Origin of the sequence: Peptoniphilus sp. GNH (genome assembly GCA_021307325.1) — a bacterium.
GTDB lineage: Bacteria > Bacillota > Clostridia > Tissierellales > Peptoniphilaceae > KA00134.
Map to the genome: position 1 here is coordinate 433,324 of CP089931.1, position 20,471 is coordinate 453,794.

18 protein-coding genes are annotated in these 20,471 nt (G+C 33.3%); all 18 read right to left on the reverse strand.

Features of this window, described 5'->3' with window-relative positions; genetic code table 11:
• Positions 1–37 precede the first annotated feature (37 nt).
• The gene (scfA, locus tag LV469_02225) at positions 38–184 is read right to left on the reverse strand and encodes a six-cysteine ranthipeptide SCIFF (GenBank protein ID UHR03123.1); all 147 of its coding nucleotides are present in this window, start codon (positions 182–184) and stop codon (positions 38–40) included.
• On the reverse strand, positions 171–464 hold the full coding sequence (gene yajC / locus LV469_02230) for a preprotein translocase subunit YajC (protein UHR03124.1): 294 nt from the start codon (positions 462–464) through the stop codon (positions 171–173). Before yajC ends, scfA begins: the two co-directional genes overlap by 14 nt.
• 16 nt (positions 465–480) lie before the next feature.
• On the reverse strand, positions 481–1,593 hold the full coding sequence (tgt, locus tag LV469_02235; protein ID UHR03125.1) for a tRNA guanosine(34) transglycosylase Tgt: 1,113 nt from the start codon (positions 1,591–1,593) through the stop codon (positions 481–483).
• A gap of 8 nt (positions 1,594–1,601) precedes the next feature.
• Complete coding sequence (gene queA / locus LV469_02240; protein ID UHR03126.1) at positions 1,602–2,624, reverse strand: tRNA preQ1(34) S-adenosylmethionine ribosyltransferase-isomerase QueA; 1,023 nt, start codon at positions 2,622–2,624, stop codon at positions 1,602–1,604.
• Positions 2,624–3,736 (reverse strand): SpoIID/LytB domain-containing protein, encoded by a 1,113-nt coding sequence (locus LV469_02245; protein ID UHR03127.1) that lies wholly within the window; start codon positions 3,734–3,736, stop codon positions 2,624–2,626. The genes queA and LV469_02245 overlap by 1 nt, the downstream gene beginning before the upstream one ends.
• Positions 3,733–4,746: a Holliday junction branch migration DNA helicase RuvB gene (gene ruvB, locus LV469_02250; protein ID UHR03128.1), complete on the reverse strand. Its 1,014-nt coding sequence runs from the start codon at positions 4,744–4,746 to the stop codon at positions 3,733–3,735. The genes LV469_02245 and ruvB overlap by 4 nt, the downstream gene beginning before the upstream one ends.
• A gap of 4 nt (positions 4,747–4,750) precedes the next feature.
• Positions 4,751–5,335: a Holliday junction branch migration protein RuvA gene (ruvA, locus tag LV469_02255; protein ID UHR03129.1), complete on the reverse strand. Its 585-nt coding sequence runs from the start codon at positions 5,333–5,335 to the stop codon at positions 4,751–4,753.
• 3 nt (positions 5,336–5,338) lie between these two features.
• Positions 5,339–5,833, reverse strand: coding sequence for a crossover junction endodeoxyribonuclease RuvC (ruvC, locus tag LV469_02260; GenBank protein ID UHR03130.1), 495 nt, complete (start codon positions 5,831–5,833; stop codon positions 5,339–5,341).
• 40 nt (positions 5,834–5,873) lie between these two features.
• Positions 5,874–6,638: a hypothetical protein gene (locus tag LV469_02265; GenBank protein UHR03131.1), complete on the reverse strand. Its 765-nt coding sequence runs from the start codon at positions 6,636–6,638 to the stop codon at positions 5,874–5,876.
• Positions 6,639–6,915: 277 nt separating this feature from the next.
• On the reverse strand, positions 6,916–7,977 hold the full coding sequence (locus LV469_02270) for an S-layer homology domain-containing protein (protein ID UHR03132.1): 1,062 nt from the start codon (positions 7,975–7,977) through the stop codon (positions 6,916–6,918).
• Positions 7,978–8,040: 63 nt separating this feature from the next.
• Positions 8,041–14,217 carry a hypothetical protein gene (locus tag LV469_02275; GenBank protein UHR03133.1) on the reverse strand — a complete coding sequence of 2,059 codons (6,177 nt, stop codon included), beginning with the start codon at positions 14,215–14,217 and terminating at the stop codon, positions 8,041–8,043.
• A gap of 408 nt (positions 14,218–14,625) precedes the next feature.
• Entirely contained in the window at positions 14,626–15,045 is a 420-nt protein-coding gene (locus LV469_02280; GenBank protein ID UHR03134.1) for a hypothetical protein, read from the reverse strand.
• A complete protein-coding gene (floA, locus tag LV469_02285) occupies positions 15,042–16,025 on the reverse strand; it encodes a flotillin-like protein FloA (protein UHR03135.1) in 984 nt (327 codons plus the stop codon). Before floA ends, LV469_02280 begins: the two co-directional genes overlap by 4 nt.
• Before the next feature lies 1 nt (position 16,026).
• On the reverse strand, positions 16,027–16,749 hold the full coding sequence (locus tag LV469_02290) for a hypothetical protein (GenBank protein UHR03136.1): 723 nt from the start codon (positions 16,747–16,749) through the stop codon (positions 16,027–16,029).
• A 30-nt stretch (positions 16,750–16,779) separates the two neighbouring features.
• A complete protein-coding gene (locus LV469_02295) occupies positions 16,780–17,235 on the reverse strand; it encodes a GatB/YqeY domain-containing protein (GenBank protein ID UHR03137.1) in 456 nt (151 codons plus the stop codon).
• Between the two features lie 12 nt (positions 17,236–17,247).
• Positions 17,248–17,430 carry a 30S ribosomal protein S21 gene (gene rpsU / locus LV469_02300; GenBank protein ID UHR03138.1) on the reverse strand — a complete coding sequence of 61 codons (183 nt, stop codon included), beginning with the start codon at positions 17,428–17,430 and terminating at the stop codon, positions 17,248–17,250.
• Between the two features lie 85 nt (positions 17,431–17,515).
• Complete coding sequence (locus LV469_02305) at positions 17,516–17,779, reverse strand: IreB family regulatory phosphoprotein (GenBank protein ID UHR03139.1); 264 nt, start codon at positions 17,777–17,779, stop codon at positions 17,516–17,518.
• 10 nt (positions 17,780–17,789) lie between these two features.
• The gene (alaS, locus tag LV469_02310; GenBank protein UHR03140.1) at positions 17,790–20,423 is read right to left on the reverse strand and encodes an alanine--tRNA ligase; all 2,634 of its coding nucleotides are present in this window, start codon (positions 20,421–20,423) and stop codon (positions 17,790–17,792) included.
• Between the last annotated feature and the right edge of the window lie 48 nt (positions 20,424–20,471).

The following is a 20,471-nucleotide window of genomic DNA, read 5'->3' on the forward strand; positions in this document are numbered from 1 at the left end:
TTAAACAAAAAAGAAAAGGCTTGTGTTTTCCACAGCCTTATCTATTAGTATTTTCACATTTTTGATTTCCAACTGTGCAAGATGTCTTGCAAGCTGATTGGCAAGATGTTTGACATTCTCCACATCCGCCTTTGGCATAGGTATCCTTTAAATTTCTCTTTGATAGAGTTTTAATGTGTTTCATTTTCTCCTCCTATAATGGAATTAATTCCCCATTTTGTCATTTCTATTTTGCTAGCTTCTCCAGTAGTTTGAATAATTATTGTATCACCCTTTACTGAAACTACCTTTCCAACAATGCCACCTATAGTAATGACTTTGTCTCCAGCCTTGATTGCGTCTCTCATATTTCTCATTTCATTTTCTTTTTTCTTTTGTGGTTTGATTACAAAAATATAAAAGAAAACAATGATTCCGAGAAATGGGAGAATGTTATAAATTATTGCTCTAGTATTTTCGGGCATCTAATCACTCCTTGTCTTAATTATAACCGTATTTTTTATAAAAGTCATCTTTAAATTCTAATAAATAATCTCCTGCTATTGCTTGTCTTATATTCTCCATAAGTTTCAATAAAAAATATAGATTGTGATAGGACAAAAGTCTCATTCCAAGAATTTCATCTACGCTTAAAAGGTGTCTTATATAAGCTCTTGAATAGTTTTTGCAAGTGTAACAATCACATTCAGGATCAATTGGGCCAAAATCTTCTTTATATCTAGCCGCCTTGGCCACGAATCTTCCATGAGAAGTCATTGCAGTGCCATTTCTTGCAACTCTTGTAGGCAAAACGCAGTCTGCCATATCTATGCCTCTTATGACAGCCTCAAACAAATAATCAGGAGTACCCACTCCCATCAGATATCTAGGCTTTGATTTTGGCAAGAAATCCACAGTATAATCTAATATATCGCACATGAGTTCCAAAGGCTCTCCTACTGATAATCCTCCGACGGAATATCCTGGAAAATCTAAATCGACCAAATACTCAGCTGATTGCTTCCTCAAATCCTTATACATCCCGCCCTGCACAATACCGAAAAGAGCCTGATGCTCTACATTTTTATGATGGTCCTTGCAGCGCTTGGCCCATCTGGATGTTCTATTCATAGAGTTTTCTATATATTCATATGATGATGGATATGGAGCACATTCATCAAAGCACATCATTATATCTGAGCCTATGGCATTTTGTATGTCTATTGACTTTTCAGGTGAAATAAACTGTTCAGACCCGTCAATATGCGATCTAAAATTTACACCTTCTTCTTTTATTTTTCTGTTGGCAGCCAGAGAAAAAACTTGAAATCCACCAGAATCTGTCAAGATTGGTCTATCCCAATTCATAAATTTATGCAAGCCACCAGCTTTTTCTAAGATATCAGTTCCTGGCCTTAAAAAAAGATGATAGGTATTGCCTAAAATTATTTGTGCATTTATTTCTTTTAGCTCCTCTGGTGTCATTGTTTTTACGGTACCTCTCGTACCAACAGGCATAAAAATAGGCGTATCAATCACACCATGATCTGTATATATTTTGCCAAGTCTAGCTTTGCACTCCTTGGACTCTTTTATTAACTCGTATTTAAACATTCGCTCCCCTAACTGATGAACATACAGTCTCCAAAACTGAAGAATCTATACTTTTCTTTGACTGCTTCATTATAAGCATTTAAAATTATTTCCCTTGATGTCAAAGCACTTACAAGCATAATCAAGGTTGACTCTGGCAAGTGAAAATTAGTTATCAAACCATCAATACACTTAAATTTATATCCCGGATATATAAAAATATCTGTCCAGCCTTTCTTCTCTTCCAAAAATCCATTTTCATCGGCTACACTTTCTAAAACTCTAGTTGATGTAGTTCCAACAGAAATTATTCTATTTCCATCTCTTTTGCTTTTATTTATCAAATCGCAGGTCTCTTTAGAAATTTCATAGTATTCGCTATGCATTTTGTGGTCTAAAACATTTTCTTCCTTAACTGGTCTAAAGGTTCCTAGTCCAACATGCAGCGTCAAAAATGCTATATTTATTCCACTTTCTTCCAAATCTTTCAAAATTTCCTTGGTAAAATGCAGACCTGCTGTTGGTGCTGCAGCTGAGCCCTTGTTTTTAGAATAAACTGTTTGATATCTTTCTTTATCTTCAAGCTTTTCTCTTATATATGGCGGTAGGGGCATTTCTCCAAGCTTGTCTAATATCTCTTCAAAGACTCCATCATATTGAAAGTTTAAAAATCTGGATCCGTCATCAGATATGCTCACTACTTCAGCCTTTAAGTCATCAGAAAAAATAATTTTTTCGCCAATTTTAGCCTTTTTCCCAGGTTTAACAAGACATTCCCATGTATCGTTTTTATGATTTAAAAGCAAAAACTCTATTTTTTCTTCTTTTCCTTCTCTGTGGCCATATATTCTTGCTGGTATAACTCTAGTGTCATTTAATACTAGAGTGTCTCCCGGTCTCAAATACTTCTTTATATTATAAAAATGTTCGTGTTTTATAGTCCCAGTTTTCTTATCCAAAATCATCATTCTGGAATTCTCTCTGGATTCAACTGGATGTTGGGCTATAAGTTCTTGTGGTAAATAATAATAAAAATCTTCTTTTTTTAACATTATCTTATTTCGATACCTCTAAAATAATAATTTAAAATATCTTTATGCGATAGAGATTTCTTTGCCATATTAATGGCACCTCTTTGGCTCATTCCAACTCCATGTCCATATCCATTGCCTTTAAATCTGAATCCATTTGCTTCTCTTTCGATTTCAAACAAGGTAGATTTAAATTTTGTATTCCCAAGAATAGACCTTAGCTTATTACCTGAAATTGTACTGCCATTATCACTCTTAATTTCTTTTACTCTTCCGCTAGAATCTCTTGAATTTATATATAAATCAAAATTATCAGATAAATTCAAGTCGCTTAGCTTAGATCTAAGTTCATCAAAACTAAATCGAAGACTCCATGGGTCATTTGAATATTCATCCTCAAAACTTTGAAGATATGATAGGTTTTTGCCACCCCATACTTCTTCAGCGGAAGCTACATATCCACCAGATGAAGCCCCAAAAATTGCGCTAGCTACTTTGTCATTGTAATATATGCAAACTCCATTAGTATCATCTACTGCCTTACTAGATCTTTTTTTCTCGCTGCTTACGCCTCCATAAACTTGAGATGTGGTAGTATCGCAAAGATTATATCCATTTTTTATGAATTTATTTCTATTTGCCAAGGCAAAAGATCTCGCACAAATAGCCTGAGCCTTTAAGGCTTCTATTGGAGATGACGGGCTCATTTCTCTAGGAACTACGCCCTTTAAATAGTCTTCTAGCATGACCCTGTTAATAGTATCAAGCTTTCCATTATTAATTCTAAAAGAGATTCCACCTCTGTACTCTGTCTTAGCAAGTCTTATGAAGCTTGAAGATCCTATTAGTTCACGTCCATCGCTTGAAAAATCTTCACAAATAATCTTTCCCAAAGGGTTCTCTAGATTAATTTTGCCATCAGTTAGCTTTGCCTTTATAGTATTTGTATTTAGGCTTGATATCACATTTCCATCTTCATCATAAATTTTTAAAATAGACTTAGATGAAATTCTAACTTCTTCGCCTTCAGCTAAAGATTTTTGAATCTTAATATTTAAATAATCTTCTTCTGCCCTCGCTGTATTTGGCAAAATTATCAAAATTAAAAGAATTATATATAGAATTTTTTTCATTGACCACTACCCTCTTCTTTAAAATCTATTCCTAAATAATCATAGGCTTTTTTAGTTGCGATTCTGCCTCTAGGTGTTCTATTTAAAAATCCAATCTGCATAAGATAAGGCTCATACACATCTTCTATGGTGACCCTATCTTCTCCAACAGATGCAGCAATAGCATCAATTCCTGTTGGTCTTCCAGAAAAATTTATCATCATAGTTTCCAAAATTCTTCTGTCTAAATAATCCAAACCATAAGAATCTATTTCTAAAAGATCCAAAGCATCCTCCGAAACTCTAGCATCAATTATACCAGAGGCTCTCACCTCTGCATAGTCTCTGACTCTTTTTAGAAGTCTGTTCGCAATCCTTGGAGTCCCCCTCGATCTAGAAGCTATTTTTCTAGCTCCATCTTTAGATATTTTTATTTTCAGGATTTCTCCCGATCTTAAAATTATTTTTTCAAGAGAATCGATGTCATAAAGATCTAAATTTAGCAAAACACCAAATCTATCTCTCAAGGGAGAAGATAACATTCCAGACTTTGTTGTAGCTCCTATTAAAGTAAACCTATTTAAGTCAAGCCTTATGCTCCTAGCGCTCGGTCCCTTGCCTACAATTATATCCAAGGAATAGTCTTCCATTGCAGGATATAAAATTTCCTCTACTGACCTGTTTATCCTGTGAATTTCATCTATAAACAAGACATCGTCCTTTTGTAAATTAGTAAGTATACTTGCCAAATCTCCAGCTCTTTCTATTGCAGGTCCAGATGTGATCTTTATATTTACCCCCATCTCATTAGCTATTATACCTGCTAAAGTAGTCTTTCCCAAACCTGGCGGCCCATTTAATAAGCAGTGATCCAAAGGCTCTTTTCTGTTTTTAGCAGCTTCAATAAAGATTTGCAGTTTTTCCTTGGCCTTATCTTGGCCTATATATTCATTTAGCCATTTTGGTCTCAAGCCAACTTCTATTTGATCATCTTCTTCAGAAAAAGATGGTTCAACTAATCTAGTTTCCATATATTCACCTACTTAAATTACCAAGTGCCATCCTTATCTTGCTTTCCAAGTCCAAGCTTTTATCTATACTAGAAGCAACTCTTTCCGCTTCATAGGAGGTATAGCCCAATGAAACCAAGGCATCTATTAGTTCACCATCTTCGTAAACAGAACATTTGGCATTCAAAGGTTCAACTCCAGTCAAATCTACATTTCCAAGCTTGTCCTTTAGTTCTAAAATAATCCTTTCTGCCGTCTTTTTACCTACACCTGGTGCCTTGGAAAGAGTCTTTGAATCTCTTCCCGCAATAGCAGATCTTATCTCTGTCAAGTCAAAGAAAGACAAAAGACCCATGGCTACCTTTGGACCAACTCCAGATACACTATTTAACATATTAAATACTTGTCTCTCCTCCTTGGATATAAATCCATAAAGGCAAGCTTCATCATCCCTTATTTTTAGTCTTGTATATATCTTATATTCTCTTCCGATTTCAACAGCCCTTCTGGAGCTTAAAGTAGATGTTAAAGAATAGCCTATTCCACAAGCAGAAATTACAATCTCCTCATCTGTTACTTCTTCTACAAGACCTCTTATAAAGTCAAACATACATCACCTCATCAAAAAATCTTGCTTAAAACTAATTGAAGCAGCGTGTGTGATTGCAACAGCAAGTCCATCAGCCGCATCATCAGGCTTGGGTATCTTTTCTAAATTTAATAAAATCCTTACCATTTCTTGGATCTGCTTCTTTTCTGCCCTTCCATAACCAACTATAGCCTGTTTTATTTGCAGGGGTGTGTACTCGTAAATATCTAAATTTAAATTTATACAAGCCAAGACTTCGACTCCCCTAGCTTGAGCTACAGTAATGGCAGTCTTTATATTTTTATTGAAAAATAATTCTTCAAAAGCAACATCATCTGGATCATAAAAATTTATAATAGATGTCATTTCATCATAAATTTTTTCCAATCTATTTGGAATGGAAATGCCTGCTTTTGTTTCAATGACTCCAAAATCAACCGGCTTGTATGAATTTCCAACTACATCTATGATACCATAACCAACAAGAGCAAGTCCTGGGTCAATACCTAAAATTCTCATCTTATCTCCTAATAAAAAAACCTCCAAGAAAACTTGAAGGTTACTTATACCTTTTGATTACTTTATCGTTAGCTCCGTCCCAGTAGGCATTTTCATAGACCTTCATAGCATCTGCGAACATGAATCGGGTTATTTTTTTGCTTAAAAATTGAATCTCCTTTTTTCTAAGCCTCGAATCTTGTTCCACAAACTTAGATTTCCCATCTTTAAATTCAAATACCAACTGCCTGTCAATGTGTGAATTTATATCTTTTATTTTGAGTCTTAAGGTCTTGATGTAAAAATTCACTATACTTCTTTTTATAAAAAGTAAAAGTTCCTTGGACTTTCTAAGATCATTAAAAATAGATTTTTTAAATTCTAAAATTTTTAAATCCTTTAATTCATAGTTAAAGAGCTTTCTCCTTTTGTATAACTCCTCTAGTCCTAAATGCTTAAAAGCTAAAATCTCAAGCTGATTGACTACATCCTTGTCATTAAATCCGTTTATGTACCCTTCTAAGTACATTACTAATTCCAATCGGTTTATGTCATCTCTTATCAAATTAGAGATGTTATAGGCAATTAACTCTATGCCTTCTTTATTTCTCAAAATAGATATTATGTCTTTTTTGAGATGAACCAAAGAAATGTAGGAAGGATAAATATTTTCGATTGCTTCTTCGATATTACATATATTTAAAAGAATTTGAGCACTTGTTACATCTGCCCTAAGCAAAAAATTATCAGATAGAAATCTTCTAACACTCATTAAATCATAGCTATCCTTATTAAATTTGTTTTTTTCTTTTAAAAACAAGTTCATTTTATCCCCCTGAATAATAAGATTATACTATAAAGCCTTAATTTTTTGTCTGAAATTTTACATTTTTTTTACTTGACTTTTTTTAAAACTCATGAGATGTACTTTTATAGCCTTGCAAGATGTTTTTTTATTTTTTAAAAACAAAAATCTAATACTTGTTTTAATAATCATTTTTGCGTGAAAATAATTATATTTTTCCTAATAACAATTCATATTAAATTTTAATAAAAAAATCCTCCCATAAAATTATAGAGAGGATCTTTTTAAATTTTATAAATCAGATATGGAATTCTTTTCCATTTAACCTTTCCCATATCTCATCTATAAGGCTATCTTTTTTCCTGTGATAATCATGACCATTTGTAGATTCAATAATATCCCCATAAGACCACGATTTTTCCAGATTGTCATAGAACATTTTTAGTTCTTTTTTGTGAAGCCTTACAAAATCCAAATCACACTTGCGATCTAACATTCTATTAGTTATAGCCACAACTTCTTCTCTTCTTATATAGCTTTCAGGTCTAAAACTTCCATCCGGATAACCCTTTACCCAGCCTTTATTGTAGGCAGAAGCAATATAAGAGTAGGCCCAATGCGAAGTATTTAAATCCTTGAAATCTACTCTGCCACCATAAAGTTTATCAAAGCGGCTTGCTATAGTTGCAAATTCAGCTCTGGTAATAGGCGCATTTGGATTAAATAACCCATTGGGGTAGCCTTCAACTAATTTTAAATCAGTCATTATAGTTATGGCACTTCCATACCATGAACCTTTTTTTACATCCGAGTATATAGATTTAAATTCTCTTGACTTAATATATCTTTTTAGTAATAAGCGACCAAACATTGCAGTTACTTCTGCTCTAGTCATAGATTTTCGGGGTCTAAATGAGCCATCTGGATATCCATACATATAAGCTGCGTGGTCTTTTTTATTTAAAAGTCCTTCAGCCGGTAAGATAAACATGCCCCCTCCTATGCTTTCGTTTTCAATATCTTTCATTGTAACTTGATAGAGATCAGAGTCGCTTAAAGTAAATGTGAAGCTTACATCACTTTGCTTGTATCCATTCGGAGCTTTAATTTCTGTAATTCTATATTGCCCGTTTAAAAGTCCGGGTATACTTACAAGTCCTTGAGAATTAGAAACTATCTTGTCATTTATTAGAGTATATTTTCCGTCTTTTTCTAGTTTTTCAACTTTAAATACGGCGCCCTCAATCCCTCCGCCTGTAAATTTATCTATCTTTTTAAATACAACTTCGTGGCGGGTGTAGGAGTTTTTAACTATATAAATTTTTTCTTTTTTAGGCTTTTCTTCGGAGCTAGCTTCCAAATTTTCCTTAATTTTTTCAACAGAATTTTCTTCTATATACTTAGGAAACTTTACCCCATCTTTTTAAACAACAACTTCGAAACTCAAATTTTCATAGCCCGGGACTCTTGTTTCTACAATTTTATAAGTCCCTGGTTCAAATCCTTCGAATTTTACATCTCCATTTTCGTCAGATTTCGAAATAGCTTCTTTGAAATCTTGACGTGCAGGGTTTCCTCTAAGACACTTATAGACATCTTTTTCAAAATCATTTCCAGCCTTTCTATAAGCCTTAAACGTCACATCTGTCATGACTTTAGCTTGTCCATTTTCATCTAATGCTTCGTCATATTTTCTAAATGAAAATCCCTTTCTTATCTTGTAGTTGATAAATTGTTTGTCCTTATTTAACTTGTCTTGAGCTGTGAAGAGCTTTATGTCTTGAGCCATGTCTCTAGAATTTGTGAGATCTGGAACCTTGATAATATCTGTGTTGACTTCATGTTCTTTAAAGTCATTAATCTTATCTTTTTTTGGCTCCGCTTCCACAATTTGATACTGTTTGTTGTCCAAGTTTTCAAATTTTACAAGACCATTTTCATCAGATGTAGAAATTTTTACTTTATCGTTGCCTGATTTTAGGATAAAGGTAGCTCCAGTCATAGGCTTTGGAGCACCATTATAGACTTCCATATACTTTGTAAATGAAATGCTATGTTTGATTTTTGAGTTGGTCACTATTTTTTCATCAATTTGTTCAATTAATTGATTATCAGCATTCGGAATATCTTGGATTATTTTGTGCTTGTAAGACCAGTTATAATAATTTTCATCTTTATCCTCTTCCACTACAAAATCAGAAATGACGGTAGTGTCTTTAGGTAGTCCATAGCCAATCGGTGCTTTAGTTTCTACAATCTTGTAAATTCCCCCAGGCACATCATAAAAAGTAACTATACCATCATGACCTGATTTTGCCGTTTTGAATACAGAAAATTCATCTCTTGAACCTTTCTTCATGAGTTCAAACTCTGCACCTTGAAGTGGAATTATTTGTCCATTTTCATCTTTTACAGCATCTGCTTTTTTAAATGAAATATTATGAAGCGTTAATTTTTGATTTATAACATCTCCATAGTCGTACTCTGCCGCCATATTTTCCGTAAGCTCAATCTCAAAAGATGCCTTTTTCTTATATCTTCCTTGTGCAAAATCAGTTTCTAAGACTTTGTATTTTCCATTTTGAAGCTTGTCAAATTTTACAATTCCATTTTTATCCGATTCACAATTAGCAATTTCTTCATTTTCCCTTTTAATCGTAAATTTGGCACCTTTTAGGGGATTTCCTCCTTGATCAACTTTTCTAAAAATCAAAGTGTGCTCTTTTATAGGTTTGATTTTGTTGTAAATATCAATATAAATTTGGACAACAAATTTCCACTTGTCATATTCTGTTACTTCAACAATATTTTTTGAAGTTCCTGCTTCTTCTATTGTTTTAACTTCTGGACTTGTATCATTATTTACTCTTGTGACTTCCACTTGCCCTTTGCCAAAACAAGCTGGTTCAAAGATTATAGAATCTCCTTTATCCGATACTTTAAACACAATCTTATCTTTTAGAGCTTGGTAGCTAGAATCATCTTTTACATTTTCTTTTAGTGTGTAATTCCCATTAAAAGGTATACCATCAAAAATGAGACTGCCATTTGAACTTACGGTTATGTTATCTTCGTTGTAGTATTTTTCCGTTTCAGTACCGTCTTTATTCTTGGCCTTGTATTTTCCACTTAAAGTAAATGAAATTTCACTATAATCCTTGTCCTTGGTTTTTCCCGATTTTGACTTTATTATATCGGGTAAGATTTTGTTGATATTTAATGTAAATCTTCCTATTTTTACTTCCATTGCACCAGATTTTACTGGTGTTTTCGCTGTATCAGTTTGCATATAGGACGCAGTTTTTGATTCAAATATGGCACTTGCTTTATTTGTTACTTCTTTTTCGCTTGCTCCTGCTATTTCCCCATTTTTTAAGATTACATCGTATTCCAAACTAAATTTATCAGGGAATTCATTTATGCCATTTTTTGTAACTTTAAATACGACCTCTTTATTCCCAGAAGAAATTTTTTTTACTTTTAATGCATCTTGATTTCCATCAAACTTTAAAGATATATTTTTATAAGTCGCACATGTATGGCAACTTTCAAAAGTATCTTTAATTATCAAATTATCTGATTTTTTCAAGAAATCTTTATTTTCTAAGTCAAATGTCAAGGTGTAGTGTCTGATAGACGATTCTTTAAAGTTATTAATTTCTTCAGGCGTTGCTCCATCCTTCCATTTATCTACACTTTTTTTAAAGAACTCTCCATACTTAACATCTGTATAAGCCGAAGCTTTTTCCTCGATTGTTTGGGAAGAGTCATTTTTTCCTTTTAAGATAGCCGTTGCCGTATTTTCTATCTTTTTACCTAATGAATAATCAGAGCCAGCATAAATCTTTGACAAGTCCATTTCTACATTATAGATAATTGTAAATTTCTTTCCCGAAAGATCTGTTTTGCTTTTAATAGTAAATTCCTTGCCCTCCATAGTAAGAGTTATATCAGTTGGGTCTTCTTTATAGCTATCTGGATCGGTGAGGCTTATTTTTTGTTTCAATGGACCTCTGAGTTCATGGCTTTTTATTTTTACGAAATCATCATAATACATAAATTCATCTTTGATTTTAATCTCTTTTACGTTTTTTAACTCATAGTTTGTAAAATCAAAGCTCAATCTGTAAGTTTTCTTTCCTGAAGTCTCAGGTTCACCCTTTTGAGTAATGTCTTCCTTAGTTAAAAAGTCATTCTTATCGATGTTTGATTGGGCTTCTACTTTCAAGTCTTTGTCATATTTCACCGTTGCAGTATTTACTATTGTTGCTTTGATAGTACTTGTGCCTGATTTTATAAATTTATACGATGCGTCCATATTATAGGTAAATAGATAGACAAATTGATTTGCTTCTTTATTTTCTGTATATGATTTTTCTGTCACGCCTGTTTTAAATTTAATTATCTTATTTTCATTTGAAGACTTAAAAGGTACGCTCTCACCTTGGAATTTGGCATCTCCGCTTATGTGTTTTTTAATAAAGTCATCATATATTCTATTTTCATAGACTACTGCATTCTCATCCGCTTTTTGCGGAGATTTTTGTTTTAAAGCTTTTATATTTTCTTCGAAGTCAGAAAGAGGAAATTTTACAAGTCTAAGGCCAGTATATTTGTCTAATTTTCCGCCATTCATATATGCTCTATCTTCGATTTCTATCTCTTCGCAGTAAGAGCCTTTCAGATTTGCCAAGACTCCATTTTTAATCAAGGTCATATCATCATCTATATATGAGTGCTTGTAAATTGGATAGAGATTTTTTTGCTCATTTTTTCCAGTTTCTTCTCCAATCTCATCATCGCCCGTTCTACCTTCTAGATGAAATCTTGGATATCCATTGTCTCCATCATCTTTTCTCGGTTCATAAATGTAAAGATCTGAAATATTTCTTAGCATTATCGACTTAAACTTATTGACTTCTGGTTTGGTTTCGGATTCTGTTTCATAAGTTAAAATCAAGGCATCCGTCTTTGTATTATTATCATGTAGTGTCTTGTAGTATCCTCTATCCGTTTTTGTTGATTCTTTTGCTTTTATTAATGTAAAGTATGGATTTTCAGCTTTTTCAGGATTTACTAAGGTTGTAAACGGAAACTTTAAAGAGTGTTCTATTTCTTCATTTGTAAATATTGACAAATCCGGGAAGTTCCTGGCCTTACCTTCAATTTGATTTGTCTTCTTAAAATATTCTCCCTTTGATAATATTTTTGTATCCTTTGGCGCTTTTTTGTAATTATAATCTGGAAAGAAATATTTTATGATTTCAATATTTGTAGCTTTCTTTCTCTTGTTTTCATTTTCATAAGTAAACTTTTTATGTTTACTTATGATTTCTTCAATCTTATTCTTCAGGATGTCCGAGTGGTCACCAAACTTTACTGAAAATTGATTTTCTCCATCATTTTTTGTGAGAGTATAATAAGGCTTTGCTTCTTGCGGATCTGTTCCCACACTATTTCCAGCACGTCCATTTAAAAGATTATTTATAGCTTGAGCATTGAGCCTTATGTCCGTTTCAGGGTCAATAAAATAATACTTCAAGCTATCTTTTCTTAAAAATCCATGTTTGATAGTATCTTCTATTTCTACCACAGCTTTGTTTTTGTGATCTCTATTAAATACTATTGCCCAAGTGGTTATTCTTTTTCCTTCTTCAGTCCTTTGTGCTATTTGAACCTTTTCTGAAGGTTTGTCTACTATTTGGACGAAGGAAATGCCTGTTGATTTATGATCAGATACGGGCAAACCTTGGTACTCAAAACTTATTCCAAGATTAGACCTTGCCCAGTCGTTGATATAGGGCTTGTAATTATTTGGAAGCTTTGTAACTCTTGTAGACCATGCTATTTCATAGTGAAATTTTCCCGTTGCTTGTCCATCTTCTCCCTTTTCTTCTATTTTTCGAATAGAAGAATCTGGATTGTTTGCTTCATAAGTAAATTCTAGGTCTGGATTCAAATTATAACCCGTCCAAGGAACTTTTTTCTCAACACCCGGTCCTAAAAGTTCAAATTTATTATCAGATGCTACATTTGCCGGGAAAGTTACCTCTCTTTTGGAAACTTTTATCTTGAACCCATCAGGCAAAGTATTATCATTATTTGGGCGAATCTCCACTTTTTCATATAGAAAATTTTCCCCAGTAGCTGCAGATGGTGCTACTATCGCTTTGTGTTGCAAACTAATCTTTTCTTCTCCAAAAGAGATTTCTCCAGATGGATATTGGTTCACATCATTGCTATACTTGTACTCAATCTTCCAATTTGCGATTAATGATTTGTAATCATTTTTAAAAGTCATCCATTTTTTTACAGGAATTTCCAACTTATATGTTTTAGTTTTACCATCATCTGTAGACTTTCCATCAACATTAAGCTTCTTCCCGTCAACCAATTTATAAATTAATGATCCAGTATTATCAGGTTTAAAATCATCTCCCTTAAGTTCTAAGGGCTCTCCTTTAATTGCTCCACTTGTTTTTCTCGAAATCGAAAAAGAAGTTATCGCTATTTTGTCCGGTAATTCTGGCGCTCCAATTTGAGCATCTTTTTTTAAAGTTACTGTTGCGATAAGTTTATCTGCTTCATTTGTAAATGTCGATGTCATTTTAGCAGCATATGTCTTAGGCTGTGGAGTTCGTGCATCTAATACTATAGGCACTTTTGATGTTTGAGCTTCATTTTTAAAAGTTGCATTAAACGATGCGTATGTTTCTCCGTCACTTAATGTGAAAATATATTTCGATCCATCATTAGTAGACGTTACATTATTAGGCAGCCCACTAAGGGTTATATTGCCCTTTTGGTAGCCTTCTTTTTCGTCTATTGTAATAGTTGCCGACTTATTATCTTGACTTACGATTGGTCCTTTTATTGTAAATCCATAAAAATTAATTCTGGCTTCATTAGGAGAATTAGGAAGTAGGATATATGGCGCAGTAGCATTTTCCTTTGTTTCAAGTTTTAAGTTTAAGGGTGAAGTGGTATATGTGACTACATCAGTTTTATCAAAAATATAATTTACCTTGATAGAACCTGTATTGTCCTTTATTACCTCTATTTTGCCTACAATTTCACCTTGGTCAACATCAACTATATTCTTAGTCATATAAGGACTTTGCTCTGTATAGTTTACAGTTTTTATTATGTCCGAATTTACGATTGTCAGGCTATAAATTTTTTCTTTAGTATTTGAGGTCTTTAAATTCATTACAGGAAAGACTATGTCGTAAGTATCCCCTCTATTAGGACTATTTACATCACCTTTCATGACAGTCTTACTGGAGTTTTCTACCCAAGCTCTAAAAGTTTCACCCGCATTTCGATCTTGATAAGTAAGAGTCATTGGTTGAAAATAATTCGAAATAATCTCCCCAGACTCCTTATTGAACCCTTGTCTATGTACTTCTAAAATACTGTCAGAAAATAAATCTCTACCAATTGGTGCTGAATTTTCAAGCCCTTGTTCGTTCATTCTTATTTCTTCTTGGCTTTTTAGTTTTTCTTGTGTTTTTATGTCAGATCCAAGGGCATAGGCCGCATCCCCAAAGCTAAGCAAAATCATAAGTATTGCTAAAAAAAATGACATTATCCTTTTCATACTTCCTCCTCATGTTCCTGTATTTAAAAATTATAGTTCGAAAATCTATATATAAATACCACCCTAAACCATACGTCTGTATTAAGGTGGTTTATAAGAATATTTTTTGATGGCGTCTTATTTTGAAACACCATATTACTCGTATGGATACATACTATTATAAAAACACTTTAATGTAAAGAGAATATGTTGAAAAATTCACAAATTCTAGTATTTATTAAATTTTTTTCCATTTATATAAATACATTTTAAGGTTTGACTAATAAACTTTGCAAAATAAGTTATAAAAAATAGGTATATCTTCCTCTACGACTCACTATAACCTCTTTAAAGAAAAAACTCCTTGGTGAAAATTTATTTCACAAGGAGTTTTTATATGGAGGCTATAAATATATTAGCCTTTTTAACTTATACAATTTTATTTGCCTTGCAAGGGCCTAGAATTTCACTTAATACTATTACTTCTGCTAAATCAATATCTCTAGTGGACTCGATTAAATTTTTGTCTTGACAGTCCGTATTTTCTTTTTCTTCACAAATAAGTTCTTCTTTTTTCAAGCTGACAAAATCAGAATTTTCATGAAAATCTTCTTTTTTTGAAAATTGGTCGCAATCATATAACTTCTTTGATTTATTTTTGTTATGGGACTTACCGCTAGAATTTTTAAACTTTGTCTTATCCTCATTTTCTAAAGATTCTATAAATTCCCTCAAATTGCCATTTAGTGAATTTTTCTTATTTTTAGATGATTTTGAGTCTGTCTTTTTTACAAAGCTTTTCGCCAAGTTCCAGATTACAGCAAAAATAATTACATATGCTAGATTCATTTTTTGTCATCCCTGCTTTTAGATATGGCCTTTCTCATATCTGTGTCAGAATTCAAATTTTGATACTTGGCATAGTCGATGACACCAAGATTTCCTTTTCTTAAAGCTTCTGCCATTGCTAATGGTACTTCTGATTCAGCTTCTACAACTTTGGCTCTCATAGCCTCTACTTCCGCTTTCATCTCTTGTTCTCTTGCTAAAGCCATGGCTCTTCTTTCTGAAGCTTTTGCTTCAGCTATTCTCTTGTCAGCTTCTGCTTGGTCTGTTTGAAGTCTTGCACCTATATTTCTTGCGACATCGACATCTGCTATGTCTATTGAAAGTATTTCAAATGCAGTACCTGAGTCCAATCCTTTTTCCAAGACAACTTTAGAAATTGAATCTGGGTTTTCCAAAACATTTTTATAAGAATGGGAAGATCCAACTGTTGTGACAATTCCTTCCCCTACTCTAGCGATTATAGTCTCTTCTCCAGCTCCTCCTACCAATCTATCAATATTTGCTCTTACAGTCACCTTTGCTTTTACAACAACTTCTATTCCGTCTTGAGCTACTGCTGATATATTTGGCGTTTCTATAACTTTCGGATTTACTGAAACTTGTACAGCTTCCAAGACATTTCTGCCCGCCAAATCAATAGCTGCTCCTCTTTCAAAAATAAGAGGAATATTGGCCCTTTCTGCTGCGATTAAGGCATCAACAAGTGTATTTACATTGCCCCCTGCCAAATAATGAGCTTCTAAATTTTCAATCTTTAAATCCAAACCAGCTTTAGTAGCCTTTATCATCGGATTTACTATCCTTCTAGGACTAACTCTCCTTAGCTTCATTCCTATTAGTGTAGAAATTTTTATCTTTACTCCTGAAAAGAATGCAGTAATCCAAAGCCCTATTGGCACCATGGTAAATAATATAATTAAAAATACAAGCACTGCAAAAACTATAATTCCACTTGTAAAATATGCAAAATAATCAAACATTTTAATTTTTCACCTCGTCGACAAATATTTTATAACCCTCAATCCTACTTACTTTTACCAAAATATCCTTTTCGATAAAATTACCTTCAGAATAAACCTGTATTTTATCGTTTTTAAACCTGCAATACCCACTCGGTTTCAATACAGTCAAAGACACTCCCTTATCCCCAACATTTACATGCCTATTTTCAACACCTACATATCCTTCTTTAGATTGTAAAGGATTATAAAGTGTAAGACTTCTAAGAAGCTTGGATTTATTGCCTCTTTTTATAAATATATAGGCAGTGCATATTGACAATGTTAAGGATAGACCCAATGATAAAATTCCTAAATATACATTAGCTGATGTAAATATTATACCAAAACAAAGACACAAGATGCCACTTATTCCAGCTATTCCAAATCCAGGTATAAGAGCTTCTAGTATAATAAGTATTAGGCCTAAGATAAAAATAAATTGACCTTTTATGTAAAAAGGATAGTAATAAACACTTCTGGTAAAATAAAGTCCTAAAAAAATAATACTAAGCACAGCCCCAAAACCAAATCCTGGCGTGAAAATTTCGACTACAAAAAACAAGGCAGCCATACATAAAAACACAATTGGGATATACGAATTTTCTATGATATTTTCTAAAACATTATCGCTATTTGCATATACTGATGAGATAAGTGCGAAAAATGTAAAAGTACTAATAGTTATATATTTAAATTTTTTCATATCCACTCCATATAAAAAAGCCGAAAGAATTTAATCTCTCGGCTCATTAAAGTAATTCAAAGCAATTCTATTAACTTCTTTGCCATCAGCCCTGCCTTTTACAAGAGGCATAACAACCTTCATAACTTTGCCCATCTCCTTTGAAGATGCAATGTTTTCTTTTTTTATTGCATCAACAATGATTTGTCTAAGTTCGTCACTAGTAAGCTGTTTAGGCAAATATCTCAAAAGCACATCAATCTCATCATTTGTTTGCTTCACTAGATCTTCTCTACCAGCTTTTTCAAATTCTAAAATTGACGATTTTTTTTCTTTTAATTGTTTTGATATGATATCTAAAATCTGCTCTTCACTTAGTTCTATCCGCTCATCAACTTCTTTTCTCTTTATGTCAGCTCTTATCATAGTAATCGCATCTTTGAGAAGCTTGTCTTTGTTGCGCATGGCAGTTTTTAGATCTTCCATTAACTTGTCTTTTAAAAGCATATAAAACCCTTCTTAATATCTTGAATGTTTTTTCTTGCGCGCTTCTTCTGATTTTTTCTTTCTTTTTACAGATGGTTTTTCATAATGTTCTCTTTTTCTAACTTCTTTTAGAACACCTGAATTTGCGCATTGTCTTTTAAAACGTTTTAATGCATTGTCTAGGGATTCGTTCTCCCCTACCCTGATCTCGGACATGAATTTCCCTCCCCTCGTGTGAAAGAGTAAGCCTTATAGGCTAATTCTTAATAATTATATATTATGTTTAAGAGTATTTCAAGCATTAACGAAATCCCTTAGACAAATAGTATTTCAAAATTTCTCCGAGTAATTCATCTCTTTCGAGCTCCTGCATTTTATTTCTAGCCATCTTGTGGCTAGTTATATAAGTCGGATCTCCAGAGAGTATATATCCTATTATCTGATCAAGGGGATCATAACCCTTTTCTTCAAGGGCTTGGTAAGTTTGCTCAAGTATATTTCTTATTAATTGATGATCTATTGCAGATTTTTCAAAAACTTGAGTTTCTGTGTTTTTTCCTTCCATTTTGTCCTCCTTATTGAAAACTCTTTATAATTTTCTCAACAGACTTCAAAGCATCATCAATTTTGTTTGCATCCTTTCCGCCAGCAGTAGCCATGTCAGGTCTTCCACCTCCGCCGCCGCCAGCTATTTTTGCAACCTCTTTGATTATTTCACCGGCTTTTAAAGATTTTGAAATAAGGGGCTTGGAAAGGGCGCATAAAAAGTTTATCTTGTCCTCATTTTTAGTTGCAAATACTACAATAACCCTGTCCAACTTATTTCTAATTTCATCTGCCATAAGCCTTAAACTGTCAAGATCAACACCGTCGAGTCTCTTTACTATGAGTTTTATATCACCTAAGTCTTCAGCTGATTTTATCAAAGTATCAACACTTGAAATCGCCTTATCTTTTTCAATGTCTTGAATTTTTTTGTTAAGCGACTTTACTTCATCAATATAATTTTCAATCTTTTGAATGTAGAAATCTTTGCCTACTTTTAGTAAGCCTAGGGCTTTTGATCTCTGTTTCAAAATATCATTCAATTCTTCGTAAACAGCAGGTCCTGTGATTGACTCAATTCTTCTCACTCCAGAAGAAATTCCTGATTCAGACAAAATTTTAAACATTGAAATTTGGGAAGTGTTTTTTACATGAGTACCTCCACAAAGCTCGATTGAATAGTCTCCCATTTTTAAAACTCTAACTTCATCTCCATACTTTTCTTCGAAAAGACCAATTGCTCCAAGTTTTTGTGCTTCTTGCAAGTCTGTTATTATAGTTTCTACTGGTAGAGATTCAAATATTTTTTCATTTACTCTTTTTTCTATTTTTTCTAAATCATCTTTTGAAATTGCCTCAAAATGTGTGAAGTCAAATCTCATGCCCTTATCCCAAACTTCAGAGCCTGCTTGGTTTACATGATCACCAAGGACCTCTTTTAAAGCCTTATGGAGTAGGTGAGTAACGGAGTGATTTCTTCTTATGTTATTTCTTCTTTCTACATCAATTTTTAATTCGAATTCATCTTTTACCCTCACTTCGCCTTCTTCCACTTCTACATAGTGAAGGTGAATACCAGATGAAGTTTTTTTAGTGTCTACAACTTTTAGCTTAGTGTTTTCAGATACAATCATCCCTGTATCTCCAACTTGCCCACCTGATTGACCATAAAAACAAGTCTTATCAAAGGTTAATATACCTCTGTCTCCAGATTTTAGGCTATCTACCTTGCCTTCTGCATTTGATATTGAAGTAACCATGCCCTTGCAAGAATCTTCAGTGTATCCAGTGAAAACATTCGAAAGTCCTTCGTAAATTTCTTCCTTATTCTTACTAGCCCATCCTATATTTGAGTCGTTTCTTGCAGCTCTTGCCCTTTGTCTTTGAAGCTTCATATGTTCTTCAAATCCAATTTGGTCAAGGTCTATTCCCTTTTCTTTTAATATTTCTTTTGTCAAATCAACTGGAAATCCATAAGTATCATAAAGTTTGAATGCAGACTCTCCATCAAGTGTATGTTTATTTTTAAGCTTTAATTCCTCTACATAAGAATCTAGAATACTCATGCCTTGATCTAAGGTTTCCAGAAATTTATTTTCTTCGACATTTATTACATCTTTTATAGCTTCTCTATTTTCTTTTAATTCTTTGTAATTTCCAGAAAATTCATCAATAATAACATCTGCAAGCTCCGTTAAGAAAGAACCCTTTATTCCAAGCAAGATACCGTGTCTAGCCGCTCTTCTTATAAGTCTTCTAAGAACATATCCTCTGCCTTCATTGCTCGGTCTAACCGTATCAGAAATTAAAAATGTCATAGCTCTTGCATGGTCTGTTATTACTCTTACTGAAATGTCCTTAATCTTATCTTGTCCATATTTATATTTTGAAAGTTCTTCAATCTTTGCAATTATTTTCTTTAGAGAATCTACCTCGAATATATTGTCTGTTCCTTGAAGAACTGTTGCCAATCTTTCAAGGCCCATTCCAGTATCTATATTAGGATGGGCTAAAGGATGATAAACTCCAGCTTCATCTTTGTCAAATTGGGTGAAGACTAGATTCCAAATTTCAATAAATCTGTCGCATTCACAGCCAGGTTTACAGTTTGGATCACCACAGCCGTATTCTTCTCCTCTGTCAAAATATATCTCTGAACAAGGACCAGACGGGCCAACTTCTAATTCCCAAAAATTATCCTCTTTGCCCATTCTGATGATACGTTCGATGGGAAGACCTATCTCTTTATTCCAGATTTTTTCAGCTTCGTCATCGTCTAAGTAAACAGTTGCCCAAAGTCTATTTGGATCCATCTCTAAGTTTTTAGTTAGAAATTCCCATGCCCATGTTATAGCTTCTCTTTTGAAATAGTCCCCAAAAGAAAAATTTCCCAACATTTCAAAAAAAGTCGCATGTCTATCTGTTATCCCCACATTTTCAATATCCCCTGTACGTATACACTTTTGACAAGTAGATACTCTTTTTTTAGGTGGTGTCAATTCGCCTGTGAAATATTTCTTCATAGGAGCCATGCCTGCACCTATTAGTAATAAAGACTTGTCATTTTTCGGAATTAATGAAAAGCTTGGTAAAATCAAAAATCCTTTTGATTCAAAAAAGTTTAAAAATTCCCTACGGATTTCTTGCAATCCTAAATTTTTCATCCTACACCTCATTTAAAAATTAAGACCTCCCGAAGGAGGCCACCTCAT

What these genes read in the sequence shown, in the direction of transcription:
- scfA (UHR03123.1), bottom strand. Translation starts at nt 184, where the DNA reads ATGAAACACATTAAAACTCTATCAAAGAGAAATTTAAAGGATACCTAT.
- yajC (UHR03124.1), bottom strand. Translation starts at nt 464, where the DNA reads ATGCCCGAAAATACTAGAGCAATAATTTATAACATTCTCCCATTTCTC.
- tgt (UHR03125.1), bottom strand. Translation starts at nt 1,593, where the DNA reads ATGTTTAAATACGAGTTAATAAAAGAGTCCAAGGAGTGCAAAGCTAGA.
- queA (UHR03126.1), bottom strand. Translation starts at nt 2,624, where the DNA reads ATGTTAAAAAAAGAAGATTTTTATTATTATTTACCACAAGAACTTATA.
- LV469_02245 (UHR03127.1), bottom strand. Translation starts at nt 3,736, where the DNA reads ATGAAAAAAATTCTATATATAATTCTTTTAATTTTGATAATTTTGCCA.
- ruvB (UHR03128.1), bottom strand. Translation starts at nt 4,746, where the DNA reads ATGGAAACTAGATTAGTTGAACCATCTTTTTCTGAAGAAGATGATCAA.
- ruvA (UHR03129.1), bottom strand. Translation starts at nt 5,335, where the DNA reads ATGTTTGACTTTATAAGAGGTCTTGTAGAAGAAGTAACAGATGAGGAG.
- ruvC (UHR03130.1), bottom strand. Translation starts at nt 5,833, where the DNA reads ATGAGAATTTTAGGTATTGACCCAGGACTTGCTCTTGTTGGTTATGGT.
- LV469_02265 (UHR03131.1), bottom strand. Translation starts at nt 6,638, where the DNA reads ATGAACTTGTTTTTAAAAGAAAAAAACAAATTTAATAAGGATAGCTAT.
- LV469_02275 (UHR03133.1), bottom strand. Translation starts at nt 14,217, where the DNA reads ATGAAAAGGATAATGTCATTTTTTTTAGCAATACTTATGATTTTGCTT.
- LV469_02280 (UHR03134.1), bottom strand. Translation starts at nt 15,045, where the DNA reads ATGAATCTAGCATATGTAATTATTTTTGCTGTAATCTGGAACTTGGCG.
- floA (UHR03135.1), bottom strand. Translation starts at nt 16,025, where the DNA reads ATGTTTGATTATTTTGCATATTTTACAAGTGGAATTATAGTTTTTGCA.
- LV469_02290 (UHR03136.1), bottom strand. Translation starts at nt 16,749, where the DNA reads ATGAAAAAATTTAAATATATAACTATTAGTACTTTTACATTTTTCGCA.
- LV469_02295 (UHR03137.1), bottom strand. Translation starts at nt 17,235, where the DNA reads ATGCTTTTAAAAGACAAGTTAATGGAAGATCTAAAAACTGCCATGCGC.
- rpsU (UHR03138.1), bottom strand. Translation starts at nt 17,430, where the DNA reads ATGTCCGAGATCAGGGTAGGGGAGAACGAATCCCTAGACAATGCATTA.
- LV469_02305 (UHR03139.1), bottom strand. Translation starts at nt 17,779, where the DNA reads ATGGAAGGAAAAAACACAGAAACTCAAGTTTTTGAAAAATCTGCAATA.
- alaS (UHR03140.1), bottom strand. Translation starts at nt 20,423, where the DNA reads ATGAAAAATTTAGGATTGCAAGAAATCCGTAGGGAATTTTTAAACTTT.